General features: G+C 70.1%; 19 protein-coding genes and 1 pseudogene. 15 read left to right on the plus strand and 5 right to left on the minus strand.

Annotated elements, in window-relative coordinates; translation table 11 throughout:
- Positions 1-29: 29 nt before the first annotated feature.
- Entirely contained in the window at positions 30-353 is a 324-nt protein-coding gene (locus tag ACYVD1_RS25035; RefSeq protein WP_460776946.1) for a DMT family transporter, read from the minus strand.
- 319 nt (positions 354-672) lie between these two features.
- Here ACYVD1_RS25035 and ACYVD1_RS25040 point away from each other — a divergent pair, with 319 nt between their 5' ends.
- Entirely contained in the window at positions 673-1,980 is a 1,308-nt protein-coding gene (locus ACYVD1_RS25040; protein ID WP_460776947.1) for a L,D-transpeptidase, read from the plus strand.
- 165 nt (positions 1,981-2,145) lie between these two features.
- Here ACYVD1_RS25040 and ACYVD1_RS25045 read toward each other — a convergent pair whose 3' ends face one another.
- On the minus strand, positions 2,146-2,808 hold the full coding sequence (locus ACYVD1_RS25045; protein ID WP_460776948.1) for a TetR/AcrR family transcriptional regulator: 663 nt from the start codon (positions 2,806-2,808) through the stop codon (positions 2,146-2,148).
- A gap of 166 nt (positions 2,809-2,974) precedes the next feature.
- Here ACYVD1_RS25045 and ACYVD1_RS25050 point away from each other — a divergent pair, with 166 nt between their 5' ends.
- The 4 genes from ACYVD1_RS25050 (at position 2,975) to ACYVD1_RS25065 (ending at position 8,799) form a co-directional block, all read left to right on the plus strand.
- On the plus strand, positions 2,975-5,440 hold the full coding sequence (locus tag ACYVD1_RS25050) for a beta-glucosidase family protein (RefSeq protein ID WP_460776949.1): 2,466 nt from the start codon (positions 2,975-2,977) through the stop codon (positions 5,438-5,440).
- A 148-nt stretch (positions 5,441-5,588) separates the two neighbouring features.
- A complete protein-coding gene (locus tag ACYVD1_RS25055; protein ID WP_460776950.1) occupies positions 5,589-6,908 on the plus strand; it encodes an ABC transporter substrate-binding protein in 1,320 nt (439 codons plus the stop codon).
- The gene (locus tag ACYVD1_RS25060) at positions 6,905-7,867 is read left to right on the plus strand and encodes a carbohydrate ABC transporter permease (RefSeq protein ID WP_460776952.1); all 963 of its coding nucleotides are present in this window, start codon (positions 6,905-6,907) and stop codon (positions 7,865-7,867) included. The genes ACYVD1_RS25055 and ACYVD1_RS25060 overlap by 4 nt, the downstream gene beginning before the upstream one ends.
- On the plus strand, positions 7,864-8,799 hold the full coding sequence (locus ACYVD1_RS25065; protein ID WP_460776953.1) for a carbohydrate ABC transporter permease: 936 nt from the start codon (positions 7,864-7,866) through the stop codon (positions 8,797-8,799). Before ACYVD1_RS25060 ends, ACYVD1_RS25065 begins: the two co-directional genes overlap by 4 nt.
- Positions 8,800-8,907: 108 nt before the next feature.
- Here the strand turns inward: ACYVD1_RS25065 and ACYVD1_RS25070 are convergent, their stop codons facing one another.
- The gene (locus ACYVD1_RS25070; protein ID WP_460776954.1) at positions 8,908-9,807 is read right to left on the minus strand and encodes a helix-turn-helix transcriptional regulator; all 900 of its coding nucleotides are present in this window, start codon (positions 9,805-9,807) and stop codon (positions 8,908-8,910) included.
- A gap of 174 nt (positions 9,808-9,981) precedes the next feature.
- Here ACYVD1_RS25070 and ACYVD1_RS25075 point away from each other — a divergent pair, with 174 nt between their 5' ends.
- Positions 9,982-10,779, plus strand: a complete 798-nt coding sequence (locus ACYVD1_RS25075; protein WP_460776956.1) for an SDR family oxidoreductase — start codon at positions 9,982-9,984, stop codon at positions 10,777-10,779.
- Positions 10,780-10,852: 73 nt separating this feature from the next.
- Here ACYVD1_RS25075 and ACYVD1_RS25080 read toward each other — a convergent pair whose 3' ends face one another.
- On the minus strand, positions 10,853-11,422 hold the full coding sequence (locus ACYVD1_RS25080; RefSeq protein WP_460776957.1) for an NADAR family protein: 570 nt from the start codon (positions 11,420-11,422) through the stop codon (positions 10,853-10,855).
- 468 nt (positions 11,423-11,890) lie between these two features.
- On the opposite strand from ACYVD1_RS25080, the gene ACYVD1_RS25085 reads away from it, so the two are divergent.
- From ACYVD1_RS25085 to ACYVD1_RS25100, 4 genes are all read left to right on the plus strand, one after another.
- Entirely contained in the window at positions 11,891-12,397 is a 507-nt protein-coding gene (locus tag ACYVD1_RS25085) for a MarR family winged helix-turn-helix transcriptional regulator (RefSeq protein ID WP_460776958.1), read from the plus strand.
- A 194-nt stretch (positions 12,398-12,591) separates the two neighbouring features.
- On the plus strand, positions 12,592-13,038 hold the full coding sequence (locus tag ACYVD1_RS25090; RefSeq protein WP_460776959.1) for a DoxX family protein: 447 nt from the start codon (positions 12,592-12,594) through the stop codon (positions 13,036-13,038).
- A gap of 243 nt (positions 13,039-13,281) precedes the next feature.
- Positions 13,282-13,950 (plus strand): response regulator transcription factor, encoded by a 669-nt coding sequence (locus ACYVD1_RS25095; RefSeq protein ID WP_460776960.1) that lies wholly within the window; start codon positions 13,282-13,284, stop codon positions 13,948-13,950.
- Positions 13,951-13,953: 3 nt separating this feature from the next.
- Positions 13,954-15,360: a sensor histidine kinase gene (locus ACYVD1_RS25100; protein ID WP_460776961.1), complete on the plus strand. Its 1,407-nt coding sequence runs from the start codon at positions 13,954-13,956 to the stop codon at positions 15,358-15,360.
- A gap of 50 nt (positions 15,361-15,410) precedes the next feature.
- Here ACYVD1_RS25100 and ACYVD1_RS25105 read toward each other — a convergent pair whose 3' ends face one another.
- Positions 15,411-16,379: a TAXI family TRAP transporter solute-binding subunit gene (locus ACYVD1_RS25105; protein ID WP_460776962.1), complete on the minus strand. Its 969-nt coding sequence runs from the start codon at positions 16,377-16,379 to the stop codon at positions 15,411-15,413.
- 256 nt (positions 16,380-16,635) lie between these two features.
- Here ACYVD1_RS25105 and ACYVD1_RS25110 point away from each other — a divergent pair, with 256 nt between their 5' ends.
- The 5 genes and pseudogenes from ACYVD1_RS25110 to ACYVD1_RS25130 all read left to right on the plus strand — a co-directional run.
- The gene (locus ACYVD1_RS25110) at positions 16,636-18,198 is read left to right on the plus strand and encodes an SLC13 family permease (RefSeq protein WP_460776963.1); all 1,563 of its coding nucleotides are present in this window, start codon (positions 16,636-16,638) and stop codon (positions 18,196-18,198) included.
- A gap of 308 nt (positions 18,199-18,506) precedes the next feature.
- Entirely contained in the window at positions 18,507-19,232 is a 726-nt protein-coding gene (locus ACYVD1_RS25115) for a GntR family transcriptional regulator (protein ID WP_460776964.1), read from the plus strand.
- A 49-nt stretch (positions 19,233-19,281) separates the two neighbouring features.
- Positions 19,282-22,893: an urea carboxylase gene (uca, locus tag ACYVD1_RS25120; RefSeq protein ID WP_460776965.1), complete on the plus strand. Its 3,612-nt coding sequence runs from the start codon at positions 19,282-19,284 to the stop codon at positions 22,891-22,893.
- Positions 22,893-24,602, plus strand: coding sequence for an allophanate hydrolase (gene atzF, locus ACYVD1_RS25125; RefSeq protein WP_460776966.1), 1,710 nt, complete (start codon positions 22,893-22,895; stop codon positions 24,600-24,602). Before uca ends, atzF begins: the two co-directional genes overlap by 1 nt.
- A gap of 805 nt (positions 24,603-25,407) precedes the next feature.
- Positions 25,408-25,948, plus strand: a pseudogene (locus tag ACYVD1_RS25130) (HNH endonuclease signature motif containing protein); the annotation flags it as partial.

Here is a 25,948-nt window from a genome sequence, read left to right on the forward strand (position 1 = left end):
GCCCCATCTTGCCGGAAGGCCGCCGGTGGTCAGTGCTGGCCGCCCATCTCCAGGGCCATGACCCCGGCGATGACCATGGCGATGCCACCCACCTGGACCCAGGTCAAGGTCTCACCAAGGAAGACGCTCCCGATGACCGCGACCAGGGCTACCCCGGCCGCCGCCCACACCCCGTAGGCCACCCCGAGCGGCATACCGCGGGTGAGGGCCTGGGAGAGCATGAAGAACGCGGAGGCGTAGCCGACGACGACGAAGATCGAGGGCAGGAGCTTGGTGAAGCCCTCGGAGAACTTCAGGGACGTGGTGGCGAAGACCTCGAGGGCGATCGCGAGGATCAACCAGATCCACGGCATGGTACTTCTCCTCCGCGAGTAAATCTGATCAGTTGGTCAGCTTTCTTTCCCAGAAACCTGATCGATCGAACAATATTCTAGGTAGGTAGGATCCGTAACGGCAAGTGCCTGGGCTTTTCCGCGCTTGAGGCCTCGGTCACCCAGTGGATGAGGCGCGTACCCCCTAGGTGTATCCTCGTCGGTTCCGGGCGTGCTGGCCGTGCCTCCGGATAACCGCTCTATACCGATGCATGGGATTTCCGAACCTTTTCGGCGCTGGAGCGTCTTACTTTGGCAAAGGCAGTAGGTCGGGTTCGAGTTGGACTATGGAGGTTCAGACGTGACGGGTAAGACCCACCCGGCGGTGACACGTCGGTTTGGCATCGGTCTGGTGGCGCTCGCGCTCGTCGCCACGGCCTGTACTTCCGGTGACGCCGAGACGCAGAGCAACAGCGATCCCGATGCCGAGCCGGCCGAGCTGAGCATCACGCCGGAGGACGGCGTCGAGGAGATCGAGCCGAACACCCCCGTCCGGGTCAGCTCCGAGCACGGTGTCATCAGCGACGTCCAGGTCGACCAGGTCGAGGTCGCCGAAGCCGACGCCGAGGGGGGCGCCGAGGGCGAGGAAGAGGACGACGGCGACCTGTACGAGATGACCGGAACCCTCAACGAGGACGAGGACGAGTGGGTCAGCGACTGGAACCTGCGTCCGGGCTCCGAGATCGTCGTCACCGCGACGGCGGAGAACGAGGCCGGTGAGGAGACCGAGCTCAGCACCGAGTTCACCACCCTCGACGCGGTCGCCGGCCAGCGCCTCGAACTCGAGTCCAACTTCCCCAGCTCCGGTGACACCGTCGGTGTCGGCATGCCCGTGGTGATCAACTTCGACCTGCCCGTGAGCAACAAGGAGCAGGTCGAGAACTCCATGGACGTCGTCGCCGAGGAGGAGGTCTCCGGCGCCTGGCACTGGGAGACCGACCAGATGGCGGTCTTCCGTCCGGAGGAGTACTGGGAGCCGTACCAGGACGTGACGGTCGACCTGAACCTCTCCGGTGTCGAGGCTTCCGACGGCGTCTACGGCGTGCGCAACTACCAGATCGACTTCGAGATCGGCCGCGAACTCATCGCGACCATGCACGTCCCCGATCACGAGATGGAAATCGAGATCGACGGTGAGCACGAGCGCACCCTGGAAGTGAGCAACGGCGCGGGCACCCGGCGCTTCGACACCACGACCAGCGGTGTCCACGTGCTGATGGAGCGCTACGAGGAGTTGACCATGGACTCCGCGACCGTCGGCATCGCCGAGGACGATCCGGGCTCGTACCTGGTGGACGTGCAGTACGCCGTGCGTACCTCCAACAGCGGCGAGTTCGTGCACGAGATGTCCAGCAACGGCGCCATCGGCTCGGCCAACAACTCCAACGGTTGCACCAACCTGCGGATGGACGACGCCCGGTGGTTCTACGAGGAGACCCTGATGGGTGACATCCTCGACACCACCGGCACCGACCGCGAGTTCGAGTACAACAACGGCTGGGGTTACTGGCAGCCGACCTGGGAAGAGTGGCTCGAGTTCGACGAGACCGGCGAGCCGCAGACCACGGCCCCGGGCACCCCCGGTTCCGTCCACGGTGAGGACCTGTAACACGTAGCCGGTCGGTCGGAACGGCCGACCGGCGGGAGAGCACGACCCTGGGGCGTCGTGGTGCGTAGGGCACCGCGGCGCCCTTGTCGTGTCGCCCGTCCGGGAGGTCGACCGCCCGCGCGGGACCGTCCGGGGCAGGAGCACCCCGGTGCAGTGCGGGGGTTTTCAGGCCTCGCTTCCGTTCTGCCCGCTCAGCCGTGCCACGAGGGCGTCTATCACCAGGTCGGTGACGGTCGCCATGTCCACCGCGTCCGGGTCCAGCAGCCACTGCACCTGGAGTCCGTCCATGGCGGCCAGGATCGCCGCGGCGGCCGACCGGGCGGGGGAGTGTCCGCTCGGCCCAGGGGTCCCGGCGGCCTGCCTGTGTTCCGGCCCGATCCGGTCCAGGACCGCGTCCTCGACTTCCTGCCGCAGAACCGTGTAACGCTCACGGAACCACTCCTGTGCGGGGTGTTCGGCCGTGGCGCTCTCCGCCGACAGCACCGCGTACAGCTGTGTGGTCCCCGGGCGCTCTGCGTTGCGTTCGGCCGTGGTGACCAGGTGGTCGAGCATACCGCTGCCCTCGGGGGCGGGGTCCGTGGTGTCGCGTAGCTCCAGCACGGCGGTGAGCAGGTCCGTCTTGGAACCGAAATGGTGCAGGACCCCCGCCGGGGTGATGTCGAGCATCGCCGCGATGTCGGCCAGCGACGTGTTGTTGAATCCCTGTGCCGAGAACACGTCGGCCGCGGTGCGCAGGATCTGTTCGCGGCGGTTCACCCGTTTGCGCGGAGCGTTCTCGGCGGGTCCGGCCTCGTGGGAACGCGTGTCCGCTGGGGTCGTCTCGCTCATTCCTGCTCTCCACTTCCTCGTGCCGGGGGGTACCCGGGGTCGGTGGTTGGGGGCGACCCCGGGTCGGTACCCACGCTATCGAGATTTCCTTTACCCCTCTTGCTTAATGAACATTAAGTAACTAATGTCTCGGCTCAAGCGACACAGATCACAGGGCAAGGGGCTCATGAGTTCAGACCTTCGCAAGCGCGTCACCCGCCTCTCCCTTGAGGGCAAAGTGCTCCTGCTCACCGGGCGTACCGCGTGGATCCTGCATGGGAGCCCGGAAGCCGGACTGCTGCCGATCACCGTTTCCGACGGTCCGGCCGGGGTGCGCGGCACCGAAGCCACCAGCCAGGAGCACTCGGCCAGCACCCCCAGCCCCACCGCGGTGGCCGCGGCCTGGGACACCGGACTCATGGAGCGCGTCGGGCGGTTCTTCGCCGCCGAAGCCCGCCGCAAGGACGTCGACGTCGTCCTCGCCCCGGTCCTGAACCTCCAGCGCTCCCCGGCCGGCGGCCGCCACTTCGAGTGCTTCTCGGAAGACCCTCTCCTGACCGCCGCGCTGGGGGCCGCCTTCGTCCGCGCCGTCCAGGGTGAGGGCGTGGGCGCCTGCCCCAAACACTTCATCGGCAACGAGACCGAGCGGGAACGCACCTCGTACCACTCCCGTATCGGCGAACGCACGCTCCGAGAGGTCTACCTGCCACCCTTCGAAGCCGCCCTGGACGCAGGAGCCTGGACGGTCATGGCCGCCTACAACGGGTACGACGACGGTGCCGAGGCCGCCTTGGCGACCGAGCACCGCGGCCTCCTCACCGGCCTCCTCAAGGAGGAGCTCGGCTTCGACGGGCCCGTGTTCAGCGACTGGGCCGCCACCCGCAGCACCGCGCCCGCCGCCAACGCCGGGCTCGACGTCGTGATGCCGGGGCCGCACGGCCCCTGGAACGAAGCCCTGGTCGAAGCGGTCCGCTCCGGTCAGGTGCCCGAGTCGGCGGTCGACGACAAGGTCGTCCGCCTCCTGCGCCTGGCCGAGCGAGTCGGCAAGCTCGACCGGGACACCGCCCCCGCGGTCGACGGCGAGGACGAGCAAGCCGTGCTGCGCGAAGTCGGCTCGCGCGGCCACGTCCTCCTGCGCAACGAGGGCGCCGTCCTCCCGATCGACCCGAACGCGGTCCGGCGAGTGGCGCTCATCGGCCCCAACGCCGTCGACGCCTACACCCAGGGCGGCGGTAGCGCACACGTCAACGCCAAGTACCTGGTCAGCCCGGCGGACGGTCTGCGCGAGGCCCTGCCCGACGACGTCGAGATCACGCTCGTGCGCGGCGGCGACCCCCGCCGCCACCTTCCCGTCGTCACCCCCGAACGCCTCACGGACATCGACCTGACCCTGTACGACGGCTCGGGGAAGGCCGTCGACGGTCCGGAGGTCGACAGCGGCGCGTTCCACGTCGGTGCGCCGGAGGGGGCGGAGCGGGCCGCGGTCAGCGCGTCGCTCACCCTCACGGAGCCCGGAACCCACCTGGTCGAGGTTGCCTCGGTGGGCCGGCACACCATCCGGATCGACGGCGTGGTCGACGCCGACGGCGGCGACCGCGCCTCGGTCGACGACATCCTCTATTCCCGCCACTCCAACCCTGACGGGCCCAGGGTCGACGTCGAGGTGCCCGAAGGCGGCGCACCCGCGACCGTGCGGATCGGGATCGACACGGAGGTCGGAGACTTCGGCGGCTTCGGCCGCGGAGTCATCGCCCAGGTCCGCCACCAGCCGCCCGGTATGACCAACGAGGAGGAGATCCGGGAGGCGGTCCGGGCGGCCGAGGACGCGGATGTGGCCATCGTGGTGGTCGGCACCAACAACGAGGTCGAGTCGGAGGGCTATGACCGCCCCACCCTGGACCTCCCCGGCCGCCAGGACGAACTCGTCACCCGGGTGAGCTCCGCCAACCCGAACACCGCGGTCGTGGTCAACGCCGGAGCCCCCGTGCTCCTGCCCTGGCTGGACGAGGTCCCGGCGGTCCTGTGGTCCTGGTTCGGCGGGCACGAGTACGGCCACGCGCTCGCCGACACCCTCACCGGCCGCGCCGAGCCCACCGGGCGCCTGCCCTGGACGCTGCCCCGCACCCACGACGACGTCCCCGTCATGGACACCCACCCCGCCGACGGTGTCCACACCTACGACGAGGGCGTGTTCGTCGGCCACCGCGCCTATGACCGCGACGGGGTCGAACCCCACCGGCCCTTCGGCTTCGGCCTGGGCTACACCAGCTGGGAGATCGGCGGTGCCGCGCTGTCCGCCACCGCCGTCACCGCTTCCGACCAGGACGGCGGCCTGCTGGCGGAACCCCTCACCGTCACCGCCACCGCCACCAACACCGGCACCCGGGCCGGGCACCACGTGGTGCAGGTCTACGTGGAACCGCCCGCCGACAGCGCGGGGACCACCCGACCCGTCCGGGCCCTGGCCGCCTTCGCCTCCGTGCACGCTGCACGGGGGGAGGAGGTCACGGTCCACCTCGACATCCCGCCGCGCAGCCTCGCGGTCTGGGATCCCGCTGCACAGTCGTGGCGCACACCGGAGGGTACCTACCACCTCTCAGTGGGGTCCTCCAGCCGCGCCATCGCGCACCGGCTGGCTTTCGACGTGCGCTGAGTCCACCCCCCACCGCAGGTTTTCCTAAGGAACCAGCATGAAAGTTCCCATCCCCCGAAGAGGGACGGGCAGCCTCGCCCGACAGCGACTCACCGGACAGGGGCGTCTCCGGAAGGGCCTCTCCCGCCGCGGGTTGCTCCGAGCCGGCATGGCAGCCTCCGCCGCCGGCTCGGCGGCCGCGCTCGGCGGATGCGCCGCCACGGTCGGACCGGCGGGCACCCGTCCACTGGTCCCGCCGAAGGACCCGGACGAGAACATCGAACTCACCTACTGGACTTGGTGGCCCAACTTCCAGGCGGTCGCCGACATCTGGAACGAGGAGAACCCGGACATCCAGGTCCGGGCCGTCACCATCCCGGGCGGCCTGGACGGCGGCTACGCCATGATGTTCAACTCACTGGTCGCGGGCAACCAGCCCGACCTGGCCCAGGTCGAGTTCTTCCAGATCCCCTCCTTCCTGCTGGAGAACGGCCTGGAGGACCTGAGCCAGTACGGCGCCTTGGACCACGCCGACCGCTACGACGAGTGGCAGTGGTTGCAGGCCGCCTACATCGACGGCCACTACGGGATGCCCGTCGACTCCGGTCCGATGCTGTTCTTCCACAGGGCGGACAAGTACGAGGAGTGGGGGATCGAGGCCCCCCAGACTTGGGACGAGTACGCGGAGGCGGCCCGGCGGGTCGTCGCCGCGGAGGACGGCGCCTTCATCGAGTCCTTCCCGGTCGGCGACGCCGACTGGCTGGCGGGCCTGTGCATGCAGGCCGGGGCGCAGTGGTTCAGCTCCGAGGACGACGAGTGGTCGGTCAACTTCATGGACGACGGGTCGGTCAGGGTGGCCCGCTTCTGGGAGGAGCTGGTCCGGGAAGGAGTCCTCAACCTCACCCACCCCGTGTGGTCGACCGGCTGGTTCCAGGCCTTGCAGCAGGGCACCATCGGCTCTTGGGCCGTGGGCAGCTGGGGCGACGCCATCATCGAGGGCAACGACCCCGACAACCCCGGCGCCTGGGCGGTCTCCGGCCTTCCCCAGTGGGAGGGCGAACCGCGCCGTGAGGGCGCCTGGGGCGGTTCGGCCTCGGTCGTGCTCAGCGGCGCCGACCACCCCCACGAGTCGGTCCTGTTCGCCAACTGGCTGTCCACCGACCAGCGGGCCGTCGACGCGATGATCACCGAGTGCGGCATCGGATGGGCGGCCTCTCAGGAAGTCAACGAGAACTCGGTGCGCAGCCAGGGGCCGGACCCCTACTTCTCGGACCAGGACTTCACCGAGATCGTCGGTGAGACCGCCGATCACATCCCCGAGGACTGGATGTGGGGCCCGACGCTGAGCGCCACCAAGAACCACATCAGTGACGCCTTCGGCGCCGCGGTCTCCAACGAAACCTCCTTCGTCGACGCGCTCGCGGCCGCCCAGGAGAACACGGTCAGGGACATGCGCGCCAAGGGCCTGTCGGTGAGGAGCGAGCCATGACCGCCACCGCTCGCACCCCCACCACCACCTCCGGTGCGAAACGGCCGACGGGGCAGCCGCCCAAGCGCCGGTTCAAGGCCGGAACGTTCACGCCCTGGGGGTTCCTGGCACCCTTCCTCAGCCTGTTCGTCCTGTGCTTCCTCGTGCCGATCGGCTACGCGGTCTACCAGAGCTTCATCCAGGTGCAGCGGCACGGGCTCTTCGGTGAGCTCGGCCGGGAAGCGGCCTTCGCCGGGTTCGGCAACTACAGCCGGGCACTCGCGCAGGACACGTTCATCGACTCGATCGGCCGCGTGCTGCTGTTCGGCGTCGTCCAGGTACCGATCATGCTGGGCTTGGCGCTCGTCCTCGCGCTACTGCTGGAGTCGGCCTCGGCGAAGTGGCCCGGCTTCTTCCGGGCGATGTACTTCATGCCCTACGGCGTACCCGGCGTGGTGGCCACCCTCCTGTGGGGCTTCCTGTACGTGCCCGGGCTTTCGCCCATCGTGGACGCGGCGGGGTGGGTCGGGCTCGAAATCGACCTGCTCGGCGACGGCACCGTCCTGTGGTCGATCGCCAACATCATCACGTGGCTGTTCATCGGCTACAACATGCTGATCCTGATCGCCCAGCTCAAGACCATCCCGAGCGAGCTCTACGAGTCCGCGCGGATCGACGGGGCCGGCCCCTTCCAGCTGGCCCGCCACGTCCAGCTCCCGCTGATCCGCCCGGCCCTGGTGCTGACCACGATCTTCTCGATCATCGGCACCCTCCAGCTGTTCGCGGAGCCCCACATCCTCGCGGGCTTCACCACGGCCATCGACTCGTCGTACACACCCAACATGGCGGCGTACAACTCCGCCTTCACCGACAACGACTACAACGTGGCCGCGGCCCAGTCGGTCATCGTGGCCCTGACCGCGTTCGTGCTCTCGTTCGGGTTCCTCTGGTTGGTCAACAGGAAGGACCGGCAGCGATGACCGCGACGAACAAGGCCTCGACGAAAAAGACCGGGCCGAAGGGTAAGGCGCCGACCCGCCGCAACCCCACCGGCAAGGGCGTGGCCACCGGTGCGCCGCTCCGGTCCAAGATCCTGGTCACCTCGATCCTCGCGGTCGCCGCCTGCTACTTCCTGGTGCCCGTGTACTGGGTGTTCGTGGCGGCCACCAAGACCACCTCCGACCTGTTCAACTCCCACGGCTTCCTGCTCGGTGACACGTTCGCGCTGTGGCAGAACATCGTGGACGTCCTCACCTACCACGACGGCATCTTCTGGCGCTGGACGTTCAACAGCCTCCTGTACTCGGTGTTCGGCGCGCTGCTGGCCACGGTGCTCGCGGCCGCGGCCGGGTACGCGCTGGCCAAGTACGAGTTCCGGGGCCGGGAACTGGTCTTCGGGCTGGTCCTCGGCGGGGTGCTCGTTCCGGCGGCGGCCACCGCACTGCCCCTGTACCTGCTGTTCAGCCAGATCGGGCTGGCCAACACCTACTGGGCGGTGCTGCTGCCCAGCCTGCTCTCCCCGTTCGGCCTCTACCTGTGCCGGATCTACGCCGCCGCCTCGGTACCGGACTCCATCGTGGAGTCGGCCCGACTGGAGGGGGCCGGTGAAGCGAGGATCTTCTTCACGCTGGGGTTGCGCATGATGGCCCCGGCGCTGGTGACGGTCTTCCTCTTCCAGCTGGTGGGCATCTGGAACAACTTCTTCCTGCCCCTGGTGATGCTCGCCGACGAACGCCTGTACCCGATCACGCTCGGCCTGGTGACCTGGCAGTCCTACCAAGGCCGTGACATCGACATGTACATGCGGGTGGTCACCGGCTCGATGCTGTCGGTCATCCCGCTGATCATCGCCATCATCGTCCTCCAGCGCTACTGGCGGGGAGGTATGACCGCGGGAGCCATCAAGGGCTGACCCGCGCACAGACCGGCGGGGCCCCCGACCGAGCCCTTCGGGGGTCCCGCCGCCCACTCTTACAAGGGCCGACCTGCCCGGGGCCCGTGGACGCCTCCCGGGCGGGTCTCATCCGTGCCCGGGGCGCGGGGTGAGCCGGGAGTTGTGCGCGCCTGCCGGGAAGTCCCCGACCCCGGGCGGCAGGTGGTCGGCGGCCAGGCGGCGCATGCCCGCCTCGCTGGGAGATCCGGGTTCGGTGCAGTACAGCATGACCCGCTGGTCGGACTCGGGTACGTGCAGCACCTGGCACTCGAACTCCAGCGGCCCGACCAGTGGGTGCTCCACGCGCTTGTGGTAGCCGCGCCGCTCCTGGACGTCCCGTTCCGCCCACAGCCGGGCGAACCTGGGCGAGGTGCCGAGCAGTGTCGTGACCATCCGGCCGATACCGGGGTCACCGGGGTAGCGGGCGTAGGCAGCGCGCAGGTCCGCGACGGAGTTGCGTTCCATGCAGTCGCCGGAGCTCCGCTCCGCCACGCTCGGATCGTCGTCGGGCCGCCGGAACATCCACATGATGATGTTGCGCTCTGGGGCGGCGACCGCGGACATGTCCCCGATGAAGTGGGTGGCCAGCCCGTTCCAGGCGAGTACGTCGTACTTGGCGTCCAGGACGTAGGCGGGTGTGGCGGTGAGGCTGTCCAGCAGGTGCCGGATCGCAAGCGTCACCTCCCGGTCGGGTCCACGGACCGGCGGCGGCTCCTCCCCGGACACCCGGAAGAGGTACGCGCGCTCGTCCGCCGTCAGCAGGAGCGCCCGGGAGAGCGCGGACAGGACCTGGCGGGACGGGCGCGGACCGCGTGCCTGTTCGAGCCGGACGTAGTACTCCACCGACATTCCGGCGAGCTGGGCGACCTCCTGGCGGCGCAGCCCGGGGGTGCGCCGCCGACCCGTGTCGGGCAGTCCTACGTCGGCGGGCACGACGCGGGCGCGGCGGTCGCGCAGGAACGCCGCCAGTTCGGAGCGATCGGCCATCAGGGGCCTCCTCGGGGCGCTTCGGACGCGGTGGGGCTCGGACGCGGCGCCGTGCGCTTTGGACGTCGGCCAGTCTCCAGGGTGCACGACGGCAGCGCAGAAGACACTGGTACCGCCGGTACCACCATCGGCCGGTCCCTTTCCCCGGTCGTTGGCGCCGCCCACGATGGGGGCATGAACGAGTACACGAGCGAAGCACAGGCCGATCGGACCACCGGCGGCACCGGCGTCGCCCTGGTCACGGGCGCCAACAAGGGCATCGGGTTGGAGACGGCCCGGCTGCTGGGCAGGGAGGGCATGACCGTTCTGGTCGGGGCGCGGGACACGGAGCGCGGCGCGGCGGCGGAACGGGTTCTGCGCGACGAGGGACTGGACGCGCACACCATGCGCCTGGACGTAGCGGACAACGAGAGCGTGAAGGCGGCCGGGGCCCGGGTCGAGGCGGAGTTCGGACGGCTGGACGTGCTCGTCAACAACGCGGGGGCGGCCTTCGGCCGGGGGTCGGGGCCGAGTACCTCCGACCCCGACCAGCTCCGCGCGCTCTTGGACGTGAACACGGTGTCCGTGGTGACGGTGACCAACGCGTTCCTGCCGCTGCTGCGCCGCTCCCGTGCGGGACGGGTGGTGAACGTGTCCAGCGAGGTCGGTTCGATCGGCTCCATGACCGACCCGGACAACCCCTTCTTCGGGATGACGGGATCCGTCGCGTACCCGGTGTCCAAGACGGCGGTCAACATGCTCACGGCCCTGTACGCCAAGGAGCTCGCGCACACGTCCGTGAAGGTGAACGCCGCCAACCCGGGATACTGCGCCACCGACCTCAACGGGCACAGCGGCGACCGCACGGCGGAACAGGGCGCGCGGGTGAGCCTGCACCTGGCGACGCTGCCCGAGGACGGACCGAGCGGGGCCCTGTGGGGCCATGTGGCGGTGGCGGGGGATCCGGACAGGTACGGGGTCCTGCCCTGGTGACCGGTGCCCCGGGGCGGACCGGAGCTGGGCGGGTGGCACGGATCCGTCGTGCCACCCTCCGGCAGCGGTCGGTTCAGGCCGTCTCGGCGGCGAGTCTCGCTCTGGCCTCCATGAGGGCGAAGCCCAGCAGGTTGCGTCCGCGCCAGTACTGGGGGCGCTCGGCGTTCTCGTCCTCCTTGCCGATGCCGATGCCCCACACGCGGTCGCGGGGGCTGGCCTCGACCAGTACCCGGTCGCCGGTGCTGAGCAGGAACTCCCGCAGCTCCTCGTTCTGGCCGAACTTGGCGACATTGCCCTGGACGACGATCTCGAAGCGCTCCCGCTCCCAGACTTCCTGGTCGAATCCCTGGATCTCCCGGCCGATCTCCTTGGCGTCGCGCGGGTCGTCCGCGGCGATGATCCGTTCCGCGGCTCCGGTGTCTCCGAATAGCCGTGCCTTGCCGGTCATCATGAAGTGCTCGGCGGTGCGGTAGGTCGTTCCGTCCACGGTGAAGTCGGCCGGCCACCACTGGGAGAGGCAGTTCGCCGATATCCCGTTGGACGTCGGTTGGTGCTCCCAGAAGTGCACGTACTTGATCCGCCCGTCAAGCTTGAGCAGATCCTCGACTGTCCTCGCGTCGGCAGAGTTTCGTGAGCCCGTCATGGACGGGAGTTTCCCAGAACCCCATGAGGGGTGGAAGCCCTTGACAGGGGGTTTCGTGTGTTTCGGCGGGTCTGTGTGCCTACGGGGCGGGGATAGCGGGCCCCGGGCGCGCCACCTGGAGCGTGTCGGCGTCGTATCGGTGACGGCGCAGTGACGGAGTTCCGTGAGCGGGGCCCGGGGGAGAGGGCCTACCGGACCAGTGGCGGGTTCGCGGACCCGGTCGGCGGGTCCGGCACACCCGGAGCGGCGCGGGTCACGTCGTAGTAGCGTTGCGGGGTAGCCCCGGAACCGTAGGTCAGAAGGGGTATCGTCCGCAGTGGCGCCGACGGTGAGAGGTGCGTTCTCCCACGAGGGGAGAGCACCGGGACCGCTGTCGGGCGGACGGTGTCACCAGACCAGCCGGGGATCCGTGTTGCTTGCAGCACCAACACAGTTGACGTTTCAAGTATGTGTGGGGGCCCAGCTCCGATGGCCGAGACGCGTTGGCTCGACGATGACGAGCAAGAGGCCTGGCGTGCCTTTCTGAAGGCCACCCACCTGCTCGACAGTGCCCTGGACCGGCAGCTCAGGCACGCGTCCGGCCTGTCGCACGCCAACTACCAGATCCTGGCGATGCTCTCCGAGGCTCCCGGGCGCGAGCTCACGATGACCCAGCTCGCGCGCCTGCTGCGCTCCTCGCAGAGCAGGCTCTCGCACGCCGCCGCGCGGTTGGAGGCCGACGGGAAGATCCGCCGGTACAAGCGCCCGGACAACCGGCGCACCACCATCGTGGAGATTCTGCCCGCCGGGCTGAAGGCCCTCGAAGCCGCGGCTCCGGGGCACGTGCTCGAGGTCCGGCGGGTGCTGTTCGACACACTCAGCCGGGAGCAGGTCGGGCAGCTGCGGGAGATCTCGGAGTCGATGCTCTCCGTGCTCGACCCCCTGGGCGAGGAGCCCAGGTACTCGGATCCGGGCGGGATCAAGCCCCAAGACTGAGCCGTGTTCTGTTATCTGCGCTGACCAGGGCGGGTCCCGGGTGCCCCACATCCGGCGGCGCACACGCTTTGTGTTCGGGCGGATGCCCGTTAGCATGTGGTTTCCTGGCAAAAAGTTGCGGTCTCAAGTATTTTAACCGCGCGTCGAGAGACCGGGCCAGCGCCGGACCACCCGCTCACAGAACAGGAACCACCATGACCGAAACGCTCCGATCAAGGGTCAGCGACGTCACCACCCTGCTCGCCAGGGCCGTCGTCGGCGTCGTGTTCATCGCCCACGGGCTGCCCAAGGCGACCGACCTCGACGGTACGGCACAGGGCTTCGAGGCGATGGGCATCCCCTTCCCGCAGTTCTCCGCCCTTCTGGGCGCGACCATCGAGGTGGGTGCCGGGGTCGCGCTCATCATCGGCTTCGTCCTGCCCGCCGCGGGGGTACTCCTCGCCTTCATGATGGGCTCGGCGTACTACTTCGCCCACGTCGGCGACCCGCTGCTCGGTGGCTACGAACTGCCCTTGGTCCTCGGCGCCGTGGCGCTGGCCCTCGGTTTCGCCGGCGGCCGCTACCAGGTGGACCGCCTGATGCCGTGGGGTCGTCCCCGCCAGCAGGTGAAGGACAAGACCGCGGAGTCCGTGCCCTCCTGAGCCAGATCCCCTGAGGCAGATCTCCTGGGACGGGCCGGTCGAGGCCCGAGAAGGCCGGGGCGCCGGCCCGCTGGCGCGGTCGCCCACCAACGAAGCTGGGCGGCCGTTCGCCGCTGCTGGAGGACATGACGGTTCACGACCCTGCGGGTCGCCGCTCCCTGCATCCCCCGCCGGTAGTCCTAGGACCCCTGGCCGCGTGCCCACTGGAACGGGCGGTCCGAACTCTGCCTACTATGACTAGCCATGCGTATTCTCGTGGTCGAGGACGATGACCGGGTGGCACGCGGGCTGGTGACCGCCCTGCGCTCGGCCTCCTTCGAAGTGCAGCGGGTTGCCACCGCCGAGCGGGCGATGTCGGCGCCCGCGGCCGACGTGGTCCTGCTGGACCTGGGGCTGCCCGACGCGGACGGGATCGAACTCCTGCGCAAGCTCCGGGAGCGGCCGCAGACGGCGATCATCGCGGTCACGGCGCGCAGCGAGGAACGGGACCGGGTGCGCGGGCTCCGCGCCGGGGCCGACGACTACGTGGTGAAGCCCTTCGGGGTGGCCGAACTCCTCGCCCGCATCGACGCCGTACTCCGGCGGACCAGGACCGCGAGGGCCGAGCCGGAGCAGGAGGACGCTCCGCTGCGCGCCGGGGAGCTCTCCCTCGACACCGACTCCCGGGAGGCGTGGATCGGTGCCGAACCCCTGTCGTTGACCCGTAAGGAGTTCGACCTGCTGCGCCTGCTGGTGGAGCGCTCGCCGAAGGTGGTGGCGCGGGACCAGATCCTCGACCAGGTGTGGGGCGCCTCCTGGGAGGCCTCCTCCAGAACCCTGGACACGCACATCGCCTCGCTGCGGGCGAAGGTGAACGACGCCGTACGCATCCGGACGGTGCGCGGTGTCGGTTACGTACTCGACGGGGCCTGACCCGTGCTGCGGCGGCTCCTGGCCATCCTGCTCCCGGCCGCCTTCGTGCTGGTCGCGGCGATTCTTGCGCCCCTGGGCGCGGTGATCGCCCAGCAGCAGACCCAGGACGTCTACGTCGACCGGTTGGGCGACGCGGGCCGGTTCGCCTCGCTGGCGGGTACGGCCCTGGAGACCGACCGGCACAACGCGCTCGCCCAGGAGATGGCCCGCTACGAGCAGCTCTACGGTATTCCGGTCGCCGTGGTGTCCCCCGACGGCCAGGTGGTCGCGGGCTCAGGAGAACCGCCCAGGATGCGGGAACTGGTGGCGGACGCGGCGACCGGCGGCGGGATCACCGCCGCGCTGGCGGGAGAGCGGCCGGAGCCGCCGAGCACGATGTGGCCGTGGGACTCCGGCCCCCTGGTGATCGCCGAACCCATCGGCCGCGACAGCGAGGTGGCCGGTGCGGTGGTACTGGTCGCGCCGACCGAAGAGCTGAGCACGGCGGTCCTCGGCACGTGGGGGTGGATGGCCCTGGCCAGCGTCATCCCGCTGGCGCTGCTGGTCGCGGCGGCGATGCCGCTGTCCCGCTGGGTCCTCCAACCCATCCAGCGCCTGGACCGGGCCACCACCGCGGTGACCTCCGGCGACCTGGAGGTGCGCGTGGACGCCGAGAGCGGACCGCCGGAGCTGCGCCGGCTCACGGACTCCTTCAACACGATGGTGGAGGTCGTGCGCCGGGCCCTGGAACGGCAGCGCTCCTTCGTCTCGGAGGCCTCACACCAGCTCCGCAACCCGCTCGCCAGCCTCCGCCTTTCCGTGGAGAACCTCGGTCCCTACCTGAAGGGCGAACGGGCCCGCGAGGCGCACGCGGTCGCGATCGACGAGGCCACGGCGATGCACCGGATGCTGAACTCGCTCCTCGCCGCGACCCGGTTGGAGAGCGTCACCGGTACTGAGGCAGTGGAGGTCACCGGACTTGTCGGCACCCGGGTGACGCGTTGGAGCGCGCTGGGGGAGTCACAGGGCATCGAGGTGACCACGGACCTGCCCGAAGCGGTGTGGGCGATCGCCCCGGCGGGCGGTCTGGGCAGCATCCTGGACGAGCTGGTCAGCAACGCCCTGAGGCTGTCCGGCGGTTCCAGGATCGAGGTACGCGCCGAGGACGGGGAGGAGGTCCGGATCCGGGTCCTCGACAACGGCACGGGGCTGCCGGAGGAGGAGCGCGATTCGGCACTGGACCGGTTCTGGCGTTCGACCACCCACCAGAACACCGAAGGCACCGGGTTGGGACTGGCCATCGCAGCCGACCTGGTCCGCCAGGCCGGTGGCCGGCTCACCCTCGGCGACGGTCTGGCCGACCAGGGGCGGCACGGGTTCGGCGTCGTGATCACCCTGCCCCCGGCCGAACCCACCGCCGACGAGGACTGATATGTAGTTCGTCTTGTCAAGTGGGCAGGGTGAAGCGGCCCGGGACCGGCTCAGGCGCTGCCCGTGCCCTCCGACGCGGGCTTGTGGTCCCGGTACCACTGCTCCGCCCCCGGGTGCAGGGGCACGATGCCGGTGGAGATGCCGGTGCGCACGTTGATCTGCGCCGCCTCCGGGCGCTGCTCGGCCAGCCGGGAGGCCCCGGTGTACACCGAGTCCGTGATCAGGTGGACGAGGTCATCGGGCAGGTCGTCGCGGCACAGCAGCAGGTTGGGGATGGACATCGTCGGGCAGGCGGGGATGTCCGCGTACGTGGTGGCCGGGATGGTCGCCGGGAAGTAGGACTCGGGGTAGGCCGTGGCCATCACGTCGGCGGTGCCGGACAGGTCCACCAGGTGCAGGGGGGCCTCCTCGGCAAGGCTCACGATGGCCGGTGTGGGCAGTCCGGTCAGGGAGAACATCGCGTCGATCTCACCCGACTCCAGGGCGGTCGCCGATTCGGCCTGGTCGAGCCGGACGACGTCCGGGGCCACCCCGGTCTCCTCGAGGATCTGTTCGGCGGTGAACTCGGTGCCGGAGTTGACCGCGCCGATCGAGACGCGCAGACCGTCGAGGTCCTCCAGGGCCCGGACGGAGGAGTCGGCGGCGACGACCAGGTGGACGAAGCTGTCGTAGAGCCGTCCCACGGCGCTGACCTGCGCCTGGCCGCCGATCTCCGTGGCCAGGATCGAGTCGAGGTTGGCCAGGCCGAGGTGTGCCTCCCCGCCCTCCAGCAAGTACAGGTTGTCGTGCGAGGCACGGGTCTCGACGGTGGTCACCTCGTTGCGGGGGAGGCGTTCGTCGAGGAGGAGGGCGAGCTCACCGCCGATCTCCCGGTAGACGGCTCCGGGAGGCCCGGTGGCGACTACGAGGAGCGGCGGGTCGGCGGCGGGGCCGCGTGTGCAGCTGGTCACGGCAGCGGCGACGAGGGCTCCCGCACCGGATAGGAGTGCGGTTCGTCTACTCGGCCCCGTCGCTCGCATATGTGCAGCTTAGGCCGTATTCAATGGTCGGTTGAGAGGATGCCTCGGATCACCCCGTGTTCTTCGACACACACCTAGGGTCGCCCTACGTCAGAGGAATCCCAAGTTTGGTGGAGTTGCGTTGCACACACACCCGGGTGAAATCACTATCTGTTGGGTCAGGACGTAACGCGGAGGCAATCCCCCGGTAACCCGTGGGTGGGGCCTTCGACGGCGGGGAGCCGTCACCCCCCGGCCCCAACAGGAGGAGGTTTCCATGGCGACCCAGTCGGGCGTCGATACCACCGAAGGACCGCAGATCAAGCGGGAGGAGAGGGGCACGGCAGGGATGACCCGCGGCCGGGTCGTCGGACTCGTGCTCGGCCCCCTGCTCGGTCTCCTGGTCTACCTCCTGATGCCGGAGATGCACATGCCGGTGGGGGAGGACGGCGGAGAGCCGGTCCTCTCCGCTAACGGCAGCGTCGTTGCCGCGATCACCACCTGGGTCGCCATCTGGTGGGCCACCGAGGCCATCCCGATCCCGGTGACCTCGCTCCTGCCTCTGGTGCTCTTCCCCCTGATGGTGGAGGGCACGGAGGTCGACGATGTGGCCTCAGCCTACGGTTCTGACACGATCTTCCTGTTCATGGGCGGCTTCATGCTCGCCCTGGCCATGCAGAAGTGGAACCTCCACAAGCGCATCGCCCTGACGATCGTCTCCAAGGTCGGCTCCAACACGGTGGGCCTGATCGGTGGCTTCATGATCGCCACCGGCTTCATCTCCATGTGGGTGTCCAACACCGCCACTGCTGTGATGATGCTGCCGGTCGGCCTGTCCGTCATCGCGGTGATCGCGCAGTTCCGCGGCGGCCGCACGGACGCGAACTTCGCCACCGCGCTCATGCTGGGCATCGCCTACGCCGCGTCCATCGGTTCGGTCTCCACCCTCATCGGTACCCCGCCCAACGTGCTCATGGTCGGGTACCTCTCGGAAACGCACGGCATCCACATCGGCTTCGGCCAGTGGATGATGGCCGGTGTGCCGCTGGCGGTCGTCTTCATGCTCGTCGCCTGGTTCGTGCTGACCCGGGTCTTCCCGCCGCAGATCAAGAAGGTCGAGGGGGCGCAGGAGCTCATCCGAGAGGAACTGGCGAAGCTGGGCGCCATGTCCCGCGGCGAGAAGCTGGTCCTGGCCATCTTCTTCTTCGCCGCCATCTCCTGGATCTTCGCGCCGATGCTCGCCGACATCGACGCCGTGGCCAACGCCGCGCCGTGGCTCGGCGACGTCACCGACGCCGGCATCGCCATGACCGTCGCGGTCCTGCTCTTCCTCGTCCCGGTGGACAAGAGGACCCCGCTGATGGACTGGGACACCGCGGTCAAGCTCCCCTGGGGCATCCTGCTCCTCTTCGGCGGCGGTCTGGCCATCTCCGCCCAGTTCACCGACTCCGGACTCAGCGAGTGGGTGGGTAACCAGGTCGCCTTCCTCAGCGGTGTGCCCGTCTGGGTGCTCATCCTGGCTGTCGCCGCCCTGGTCCTCTTCCTCACGGAGCTGACCAGCAACACCGCGACCGCCGCCACCTTCCTGCCCATCATGGGCGGAGTGGCACTGGGCATGGACATCGACGTCTTGGGCCTGGTCGTCCCGGTCGCGCTCGCCGCCACCATGGCCTTCATGCTCCCGGTGGCCACCCCGCCCAACGCGATCGCCTTCGGGTCCGGGTACGTCAAGATCGGCGAGATGATCAAGGGAGGCCTCTGGCTCAACCTCGTAGCCCTCCTCGCCATCGTCGGCACGATGTACGGCCTGATGACTTGGGCACTCGGGATCTCCCTGTAGCCGGTTCCCGCCACGGGCCGTCCACTGTAGAGGGCGGACGGCCCCTCCCCGGGGCGGTGGTCCCTCCCTCTCCCGGACACCGTCCCGGCACTCCCAGGGCGCCCCGCCCGGTTCCGCGCCCGTCCAGCGGAACCGGGCAGGGCGCCCCTCTCGTGTGTCCGGGCCCCGGGACCCGTTCCTGACGCTGCGCCCCGTTCCTCCTTCCGGCAGCGCCCCGACAAGCCACGAAACACGCGGAAACACGGGGAAACCCAGGCTTCACGCCGCGACAGGCCCCATGAAACAAGCGCTTCCTAGCGTCTTGAGCCATGGACACACCGATGTATACGCGGCCGGAGCCAGTCGCCGGGGACAGTGCGGTCTCCCGCCGCGACCGGGTCCACGCCCTGATGCGTGAGGAGGTCCTGAACGGCCGCGTCACGCCGCACACCCGCCTCGGCGAAGTGCGCCTCGCCGAGTACTTCGGGGTCTCCCGCACCCCCGTCCGCGAGGCCCTCGCCCGGCTCCACGCCGACGGCCTGGTCGAACGCCGCGACAACGGCTTCTACGTCACCGTTCCCAACCTCGCCGAGCTGCGCGACCTCTACGAGCTCCGGGTCGCCCTCGAGCTGCGCGGCATCGCCCGCGCCATAGAGGACCGCACCATCCGGCACGACCCCGGGATCCTCCTGGCCGAACTGGAGCGCTGGGAGAAGCTGCGCGCCGACCCGCCGGAACCGGACCCCTCGTTCGTCCTCCTCGACGAGGAGTTCCACGCCGCCGTCTCCAAGGCCTCCGGAAACGGCGCCCTCACCGAGGCGCTGGTCTCCGCCAACCAGCGGATCCGCCGCGTACGCATGCACGACTTCCGTACCGGTGACCGGATCACCTCGACCATCGCGGAGCACATCCGGATCGTCGAGTACCTGCGCGCGGACGAACTCGACTCCGCCTACCGCGCCATGCACGAACACGTCGGCGCGTCCATGGAGGTCGTCCTGGAGCGCGCCCAGCGGGCCCTGACCCAGATGGCGCTGCACACCGCCCCCTCCTGACCCGGCACCGCGCACCACCCGCCCCAGCCTCCGACAGAGGGAGAGCCCCGTGTTCGACTCCGTGCTCGTCGCCAACCGAGGCGAGATCGCCTGCCGCATCATCCGCTCCGCCCGTGCCGTCGGCCTGCGCACCGTCGCCGTGTACTCCGACGCCGACGCGGGCGCGCCGCACACGAGACTGGCCGACGAGGCCGTCCGCCTCGGCCCCGCACCCGCCAACGAGAGCTACCTCCACATCGGGCGCGTCCTCGCGGCCGCGGCCCAGACCGGTGCGGGCGCTGTGCACCCGGGTTACGGTTTCCTGTCCGAGAGCGCGGAGTTCGCCCACGCCGTCGAGGCCGCCGGGATGGTGTTCGTTGGGCCCGAGCCCCGCCACCTCGAGGAGTTCGGCGACAAGCACACCGCCCGTAAAGCTGCTGCCGCCGCCGGCCTGCCCATGGTCGCGGGAAGCGAGACCCTCCCCGACGTCGGGCAGGCCGTGGTGGCCGCCGAGCGGATCGGCTACCCGGTGATCCTCAAATCCACCTCGGGCGGCGGCGGGATCGGCCTGCGCCCCTGCTTCGACGAGGAAACCCTGCGTGCCGCCTTCGACCAGGTCAGCCGGATGGCCGAGACCCACTTCGGCGGCGGCGGGGTGTTCGTCGAGCGCTTCGTGGCCAAGGCCCGCCACATCGAGGTGCAGGTCTTCGGTGACGGTCAAGGCGGCGTGGTCACCCTCGGCGACCGCGACTGCTCGCTGCAGCGCCGCAACCAGAAGGTCGTGGAGGAGGCCCCCGCCCCAGGCCTGTCCGACGCCCTGCGCGCCGAGCTCCACCGCACCGCCCGCGACCTGTGCTCCGGTGTGTCCTACCGCAGCGCCGGGACGGTGGAGTTCGTCTACGACGTCGAGCGGGGCGAGGCCTCCTTCCTGGAGGTCAACACCCGGCTCCAGGTCGAGCACCCGGTCACCGAGGAGATCGCCGGGGTGGACCTGGTCGCCTGGATGCTCCGCCTGGCCCGGGGCGAGGACGTCCTCACCGACCTCCCGCCGGAGGGTCCGGTCCACACCGGACACGCCGTCGAGGCCCGCGTGTACGCCGAGGACCCCGCCCACGATTTCCGTCCCAGCTCAGGGCTGCTCACCCGGTTCGAGGCCCCCGCCGACGTCCGCGTGGACGGCTGGGTGGAGACCGGTCAGCGGGTGACGAGCGACTACGACCCCATGCTCGCCAAGGTGATCGTGCGCGGCGACGACCGCGAGGACGCCCTGGACCGACTGGGGCACGCCCTGGACAGGGTCCGGATCGACGGGGTGCAGACCAACCTGGGGATGCTGCGCGCCCTGAGCGCCCACCCGGACGTGCGTTCCACCGCGCACACCACGGCGACCTGTGCCACCGTCGGCGACCCCGAACCGCGGATCGAGGTGGAGCGCGCCGGGACCCTCACCACCGTCCAGGACTTCCCCGGGCGCACCGGCTACTGGCAGGTGGGCGTGCCCCCGTCGGGTGCCATGGACGACCTCTCGCTGCGCCTGGGCAACACCGCTCTGGGCAACCCCGAAGGCACCGCGGGCCTGGAGTGCACCATCGAGGGCCCGGCCCTGCGCTTCACCCACCCCGCCACCGTGTGCGTGACCGGTGCCCCCGCCGACGTCACCGTGGACGGCGCGCGGGTGCCCCAGTGGGAGCCGACCGAGGTGCCCGCCGGTGCCCTGCTGGACGTCGGCCCCGCCAAGGGCCCGGGCATGCGTACCTACGTCCTGGTCCGGGGCGGTCTCGACATCCCCGAGTACCTGGGCAGTACGTCCACTTTCACCGCCGGGGAGTACGGCGGGCACGCGGGACGGGCACTGCGCCTCGGCGACGTACTGCGGCCCGCGCCGCCCTCAGCGGCCGCCCCGGACCCGCGTCCGGTGTCCGCGCAGAAGCGTCCGGGATTCCGCGCGGCGGGGGAGGGTGACGGCACGCACTGGGACATCGAGGTCTCCGAAGGGCCGCACGCCGCCCCCGAGTTCCTCACCCGCGAGGGCCTCGCCGACTTCTACGCCACACGCTGGCGCGTCCACCCGCAGTCCGCCCGCAACGGCGTCCGGCTCTCCGGGCCCAAGCAGTCCTGGGCCCGCCCCGACGGCGGCCAGGCCGGGCTGCACCCCTCCAACGTGCACGACACCGCCTACTCGATCGGTTCCGTCAACCTCTCCGGCGACACCCCCGTCCTCCTCGGCCCGGACGGCCCCAGCCTCGGGGGGTTCGTCTGCCCCGTCACCGTGGTCACCGGTTCCCGCTGGAAGGTCGGCCAGGTCCGCCCCGGCGACACCGTGCGGTTCCACCCGGTCACCGAGGCGGCCGCGGAGAAGCTGCACACCGACCCGGTTGCCGCGCCCCTGCTGCGCTCCTCCGGGGCCGACGGCGACGACGGCGTCCTCGCCCGCGTCCCCGCCGGCGCGGACACCCCCGAGGTCACCTACCGGCGAGGCGGCCACGACAACCTGCTCGTCGAGTACGGCCCCATGGTGCTCGACCTCGGCCTGCGCATGCGCGTCCACGCGCTCATGGCCGCGCTCGACCGGGCCGCGCCCAAGGGCATCGTGGACACCACACCGGGTGTGCGCTCGCTGCACTTGCACACCGACCCCGAGGTGCTGCCGCTGCGCACGCTGCTCGGCCTCCTCCAGGAGATCGAGGCGTCGCTCCCGCCCACCTCGCGGCTGCGGGTGCCCAGCCGCACCCTGCACCTGCCGATGTCCTTCGACGACCCCTCCATCCACGAGGCCGTCGCCCGCTACGAGACCGGTGTGCGCGACGACGCCCCCTGGAACCCCGACAACATCGAGTTCATCCGCCGGATCAACGGGCTCGACACCGTCGACCAGGTCCGCGACATCGTCTTCGACGCCTCCTACCTGGTCCTCGGCCTCGGCGACGTGTACCTCGGCGCCCCCGCGGCCACCCCGCTGGACCCCCGGCACCGCCTCGTCACCACCAAGTACAGCCCCGCGCGGACCTGGACGCCCGAGGCCGGTGTGGGGATCGGCGGCGCCTACCTGTGCGTGTACGGCATGGAGAGCCCCGGCGGATACCAGCTCATCGGCCGCACGGTCCCGATCTGGTCGGGGCTGCGCCAGTACGGCCGGTTCGAGCCGGGCACGCCCTGGCTGCTGCGCTTCTTCGACCAGCTCACCTGGTACCCCGTCGGCCAGGAGGAGCTGCTCGACATCCGGGCCGACCTGCTCGCCGGGCGCCACGAGCTGGAGGTCACCGAGGGCGAGTTCGTCCTCGCCGACCACGAGCGGTTCCTCGCCGAGAACGCCGACTCCATCCGGGAGTTCGAGCAGCGGCAGGCCACCGCGTTCGAGGCCGAACGGCAGCGGTGGGAGGCCGCGGGGGAGTTCGAGGACAGGCCGGAACCCGAGCCCGTGGCGCTCGCCGGAGAACCGGACCTGCCGCCGGGTGCCTCCCTGGTGGAGGCGCCGCTTTCCGCGAGCGTCTGGAAGGTGGACGTCGAACCGGGCGAGACTGTCCAGGAAGGGCAGCCCATCGTCCGATTGGAGGCCATGAAGCTGGAGGTGGTGGTCAGGGCCCCCGAGGCCGGAACCGTCTCCGAAATCCTCGTCAGCCCCGGACAGCACCTCGATCCGGGACGCGCCATGGCCGTCATCACCCAAGGAGAAGCCGCCTGATGCACACCCCCGCCGACCCCGCCCCCACGGAAAGAGTGCACGCCGCCTACCGCCGGATCGCCGAGACCGACCGGCCGGAGGTCTGGATCACCCTGCGGCCCGAACAGGACGTGGCGGTCGAGGCCAAGGCGCTGGAGGAACGCCTGGCCTCAGGGGAAGACCTACCGCTGGCCGGAACGCTTGTGGCGGTCAAGGACAATATCGACGTGGCGGGCCTGCCCACCACGGCCGGGCACCCCGGCTTCGCGTACACGCCCCAGGAGAGCGCGACCGCCGTGCAGCGGTTGGTGGCGGCCGGGGCGCTGGTGCTCGGCAAGACCAACCTGGACCAGTTCGCCACCGGCCTTGTCGGGACCCGCAGCCCCTACGGCGCGGTCCGCAACGCCTTCGACCCCGCCCGTGTCTCCGGGGGCTCCAGCTCCGGGTCGGCCGCGGCGGTGGCCCTGGAGTTGGTCGACTTCGCCCTGGGCACCGACACCGCCGGGTCCGGCCGGGTGCCCGCGGCCCTGCACGGCATCGTCGGCCTCAAGCCCACCCTGGGCCTGGTGCCCAACACCGGGGTGGTGCCCGCAGCCAGGCCCTACGACAGCGTCACCGTGTTCGCCCGGGACCTGGGCAGCGCCCAGCACGCCCTGGCGGTCATGACCGGCCCGGACCCCGAAGACCCGGGCAGCCGTACCTGGCCCGCCGACGTGCGTCTGGCCCCCCGGCACCCGGCCCGGATCGCGATGCCCACGGCAACGGGCCTCGAACCGCTCAGTGCGGAGGAGCGGCAGGCCTTCCACAGGGCTGTGGACGGGTTCGTCCGCGCCGGAGTGAGTGTGGAGACCGTCGACATCTCCCCGCTGCTGGCGGCCGCGCGCCTCCTCTACGACGGCGCCCTGGTGGCCGAACGCCACGCCGCGGTGGGGGAGTTCCTCCGGGCGAACCCCGAGGGCACCGACCCCACGGTCGCCGGGATCATCCTGGCCGCCGCCGACCTCCCCGCCAGCCGCCTCGCCGCCGACCAGCACCGCCTGGCCGAGTACCGGGCGGCCGCCCGGCGACTCCTGGACGGCTTCGACGCCCTCCTGCTCCCGACGACCGTCGGTCATCCGACGTTGGACGAGGTGGCCGCGGACCCGGTCGGAGTGAACTCGCGGCTGGGCACCTACACCAACTTCGTGAACCTCCTCGACCTGGCCGCCGTCGCCGTCCCCGCCGGCAACGCCGACGGCCACCCGTTCGGGGCCACCCTGGTCGCCTCCGCCTTCGAGGACCAGGTGGCCCTGGACCTGGCCGGTCTCCTCAACGGTGAGGACACCGGCCAGGTCCAACCCGACACGGGCGTGGAGCTGGCGGTGTTCGGCGCCCACCTGCGCGGTCAACCGCTCAACCACCAGCTCACCGACCTGGGTGCGCGGTTTGTGGAGGCGACCACCACCAGCGAGGACTACCGACTGTTCGCCCTCGCGACAACGCCGCCCAAGCCCGGACTGCTGCGGGTCAACAGCGGGGGTTCGACGCTGCGCTGCGAGGTATGGTCCATCTCCCCGGCCGGACTCGGCACGTTCCTCGCCCAACTCCCGGCTCCGATGTCCCTCGGCGCTGTCACCCTCGCCGACGGTCGCGCCGTGGTCGGCTTCGGCTGTGATCCCGCTGCTACTGAAGGCGCCGAGGACATCACGTTCCACGGTGGTTGGATCGCCTACCGGGAGTCCCTGACCTAGCTACCCCCGGCAACGCCAAGCGAGGGGCCAACGCCAAGCGAGGGGTGGATCGTCCACAGAAAACCCTTTCGCGCAGCAAGGAACTTGCCTGATTTCTCAGGGTGCGCAGATATTTCAGGGAAAATACACTGATGTTTGGGATGGTGGAAGGCGGGAGATATATTGCTGGCGCAACCTGCCCTTCAGGGAACGATTAGGGTGCCCTCCTTTCCCGCCGCGTGATTGTGGCCGTCTCCGCTGCGCGCGTCAAGGTCGTCGCCGTCGGGCGCTTCGCGCGTCAACGGCGCTCCACCTTGACCCGCTCCGCTGCGACGGCGGGTTGGCGGCTATCGGGAAAGGGGGACGGGTGGTCGAGGTCCGATCCCTTTCGGGCTTCGCCCGAAAACTGATTCTGTCGGCCTGGCGGCCGATGCCTGCCACGCCGCCGGTGCGTTGGCGGGTCGGGTGTCGCGGCCGGTCATGGTGGGAGGCGAACCCCGAACGGCGGGGCCTTCGGCCGGGTGGGCTCCTGCGCCGGAGCCTACCGGTTGCGGGTGTCGCGGCTGGTCAATGCGCGCGGCGAAAACCCCGATGATCTTGCTCCTGTCTCCACCCTCGGCCGTCGAGAATGGCGATAGGAGCAAGATCTTTCCCATTCGGGTGCGCATATGCCCGCTTTGTCCAAGAATGCGGCCAGGGGGGGTGACTCCCTTTCCTGGAAGGCTTCTTTCCGGGGAATGGAAAAGGCGGGTCGGGGTGGCCTGGTAAGGGTGTTATCACCTCCGGGATAGGTCCTTTCTGGGCCTTTCTTGGTATCCTTAGTGGTATGACTTCTTCTTTCGGGCAGTGCGGGAATGCGGCGGGAAACACCCCCGCCGTTTCCGCCACGCGCACCGCCCGGGAGAAGATCGCTTCGGAGATGGCGGAGGTGCCCCCGGCGGGTGCGGCTGGTGAGGTCCTGGATGTGATTTCTCAGGTGTTCGAGGACTTCGATCGGGCCCAGCTTGCGATGCTGCTCCGGTTGGCGCAGCTGGAGGCGGCCGGGACGTTGTTGGAGGCGGGTGGGCAGAGGTCGGTGCAGAACTGGCTGATCCACTCGGTGGGGATGGCCCCCGTTGAGGCCAACGGGCGCGCCGAGCTGGCGCGGCGGTTGTTCGCCCAGGAGCTTCCCGCCACCCGCCAGAGCCTGGACTCCGGGTTGCTGTCCATCGGCGAAGCCGTCGCCGTGTGCCGGACCGCCGATAAGGCGGTGGGGGCGCGCAACACTGGCCGCTACCCGGATGCTGGCCTCTTCCGGCGGATGGTGGAGGCCGGGATTTTGGCTTCCAAGGCCAGGGAGCCGGCGATGTCGAGCTCCGACATCGCCC

The organism is Nocardiopsis nanhaiensis (assembly GCF_054778635.1).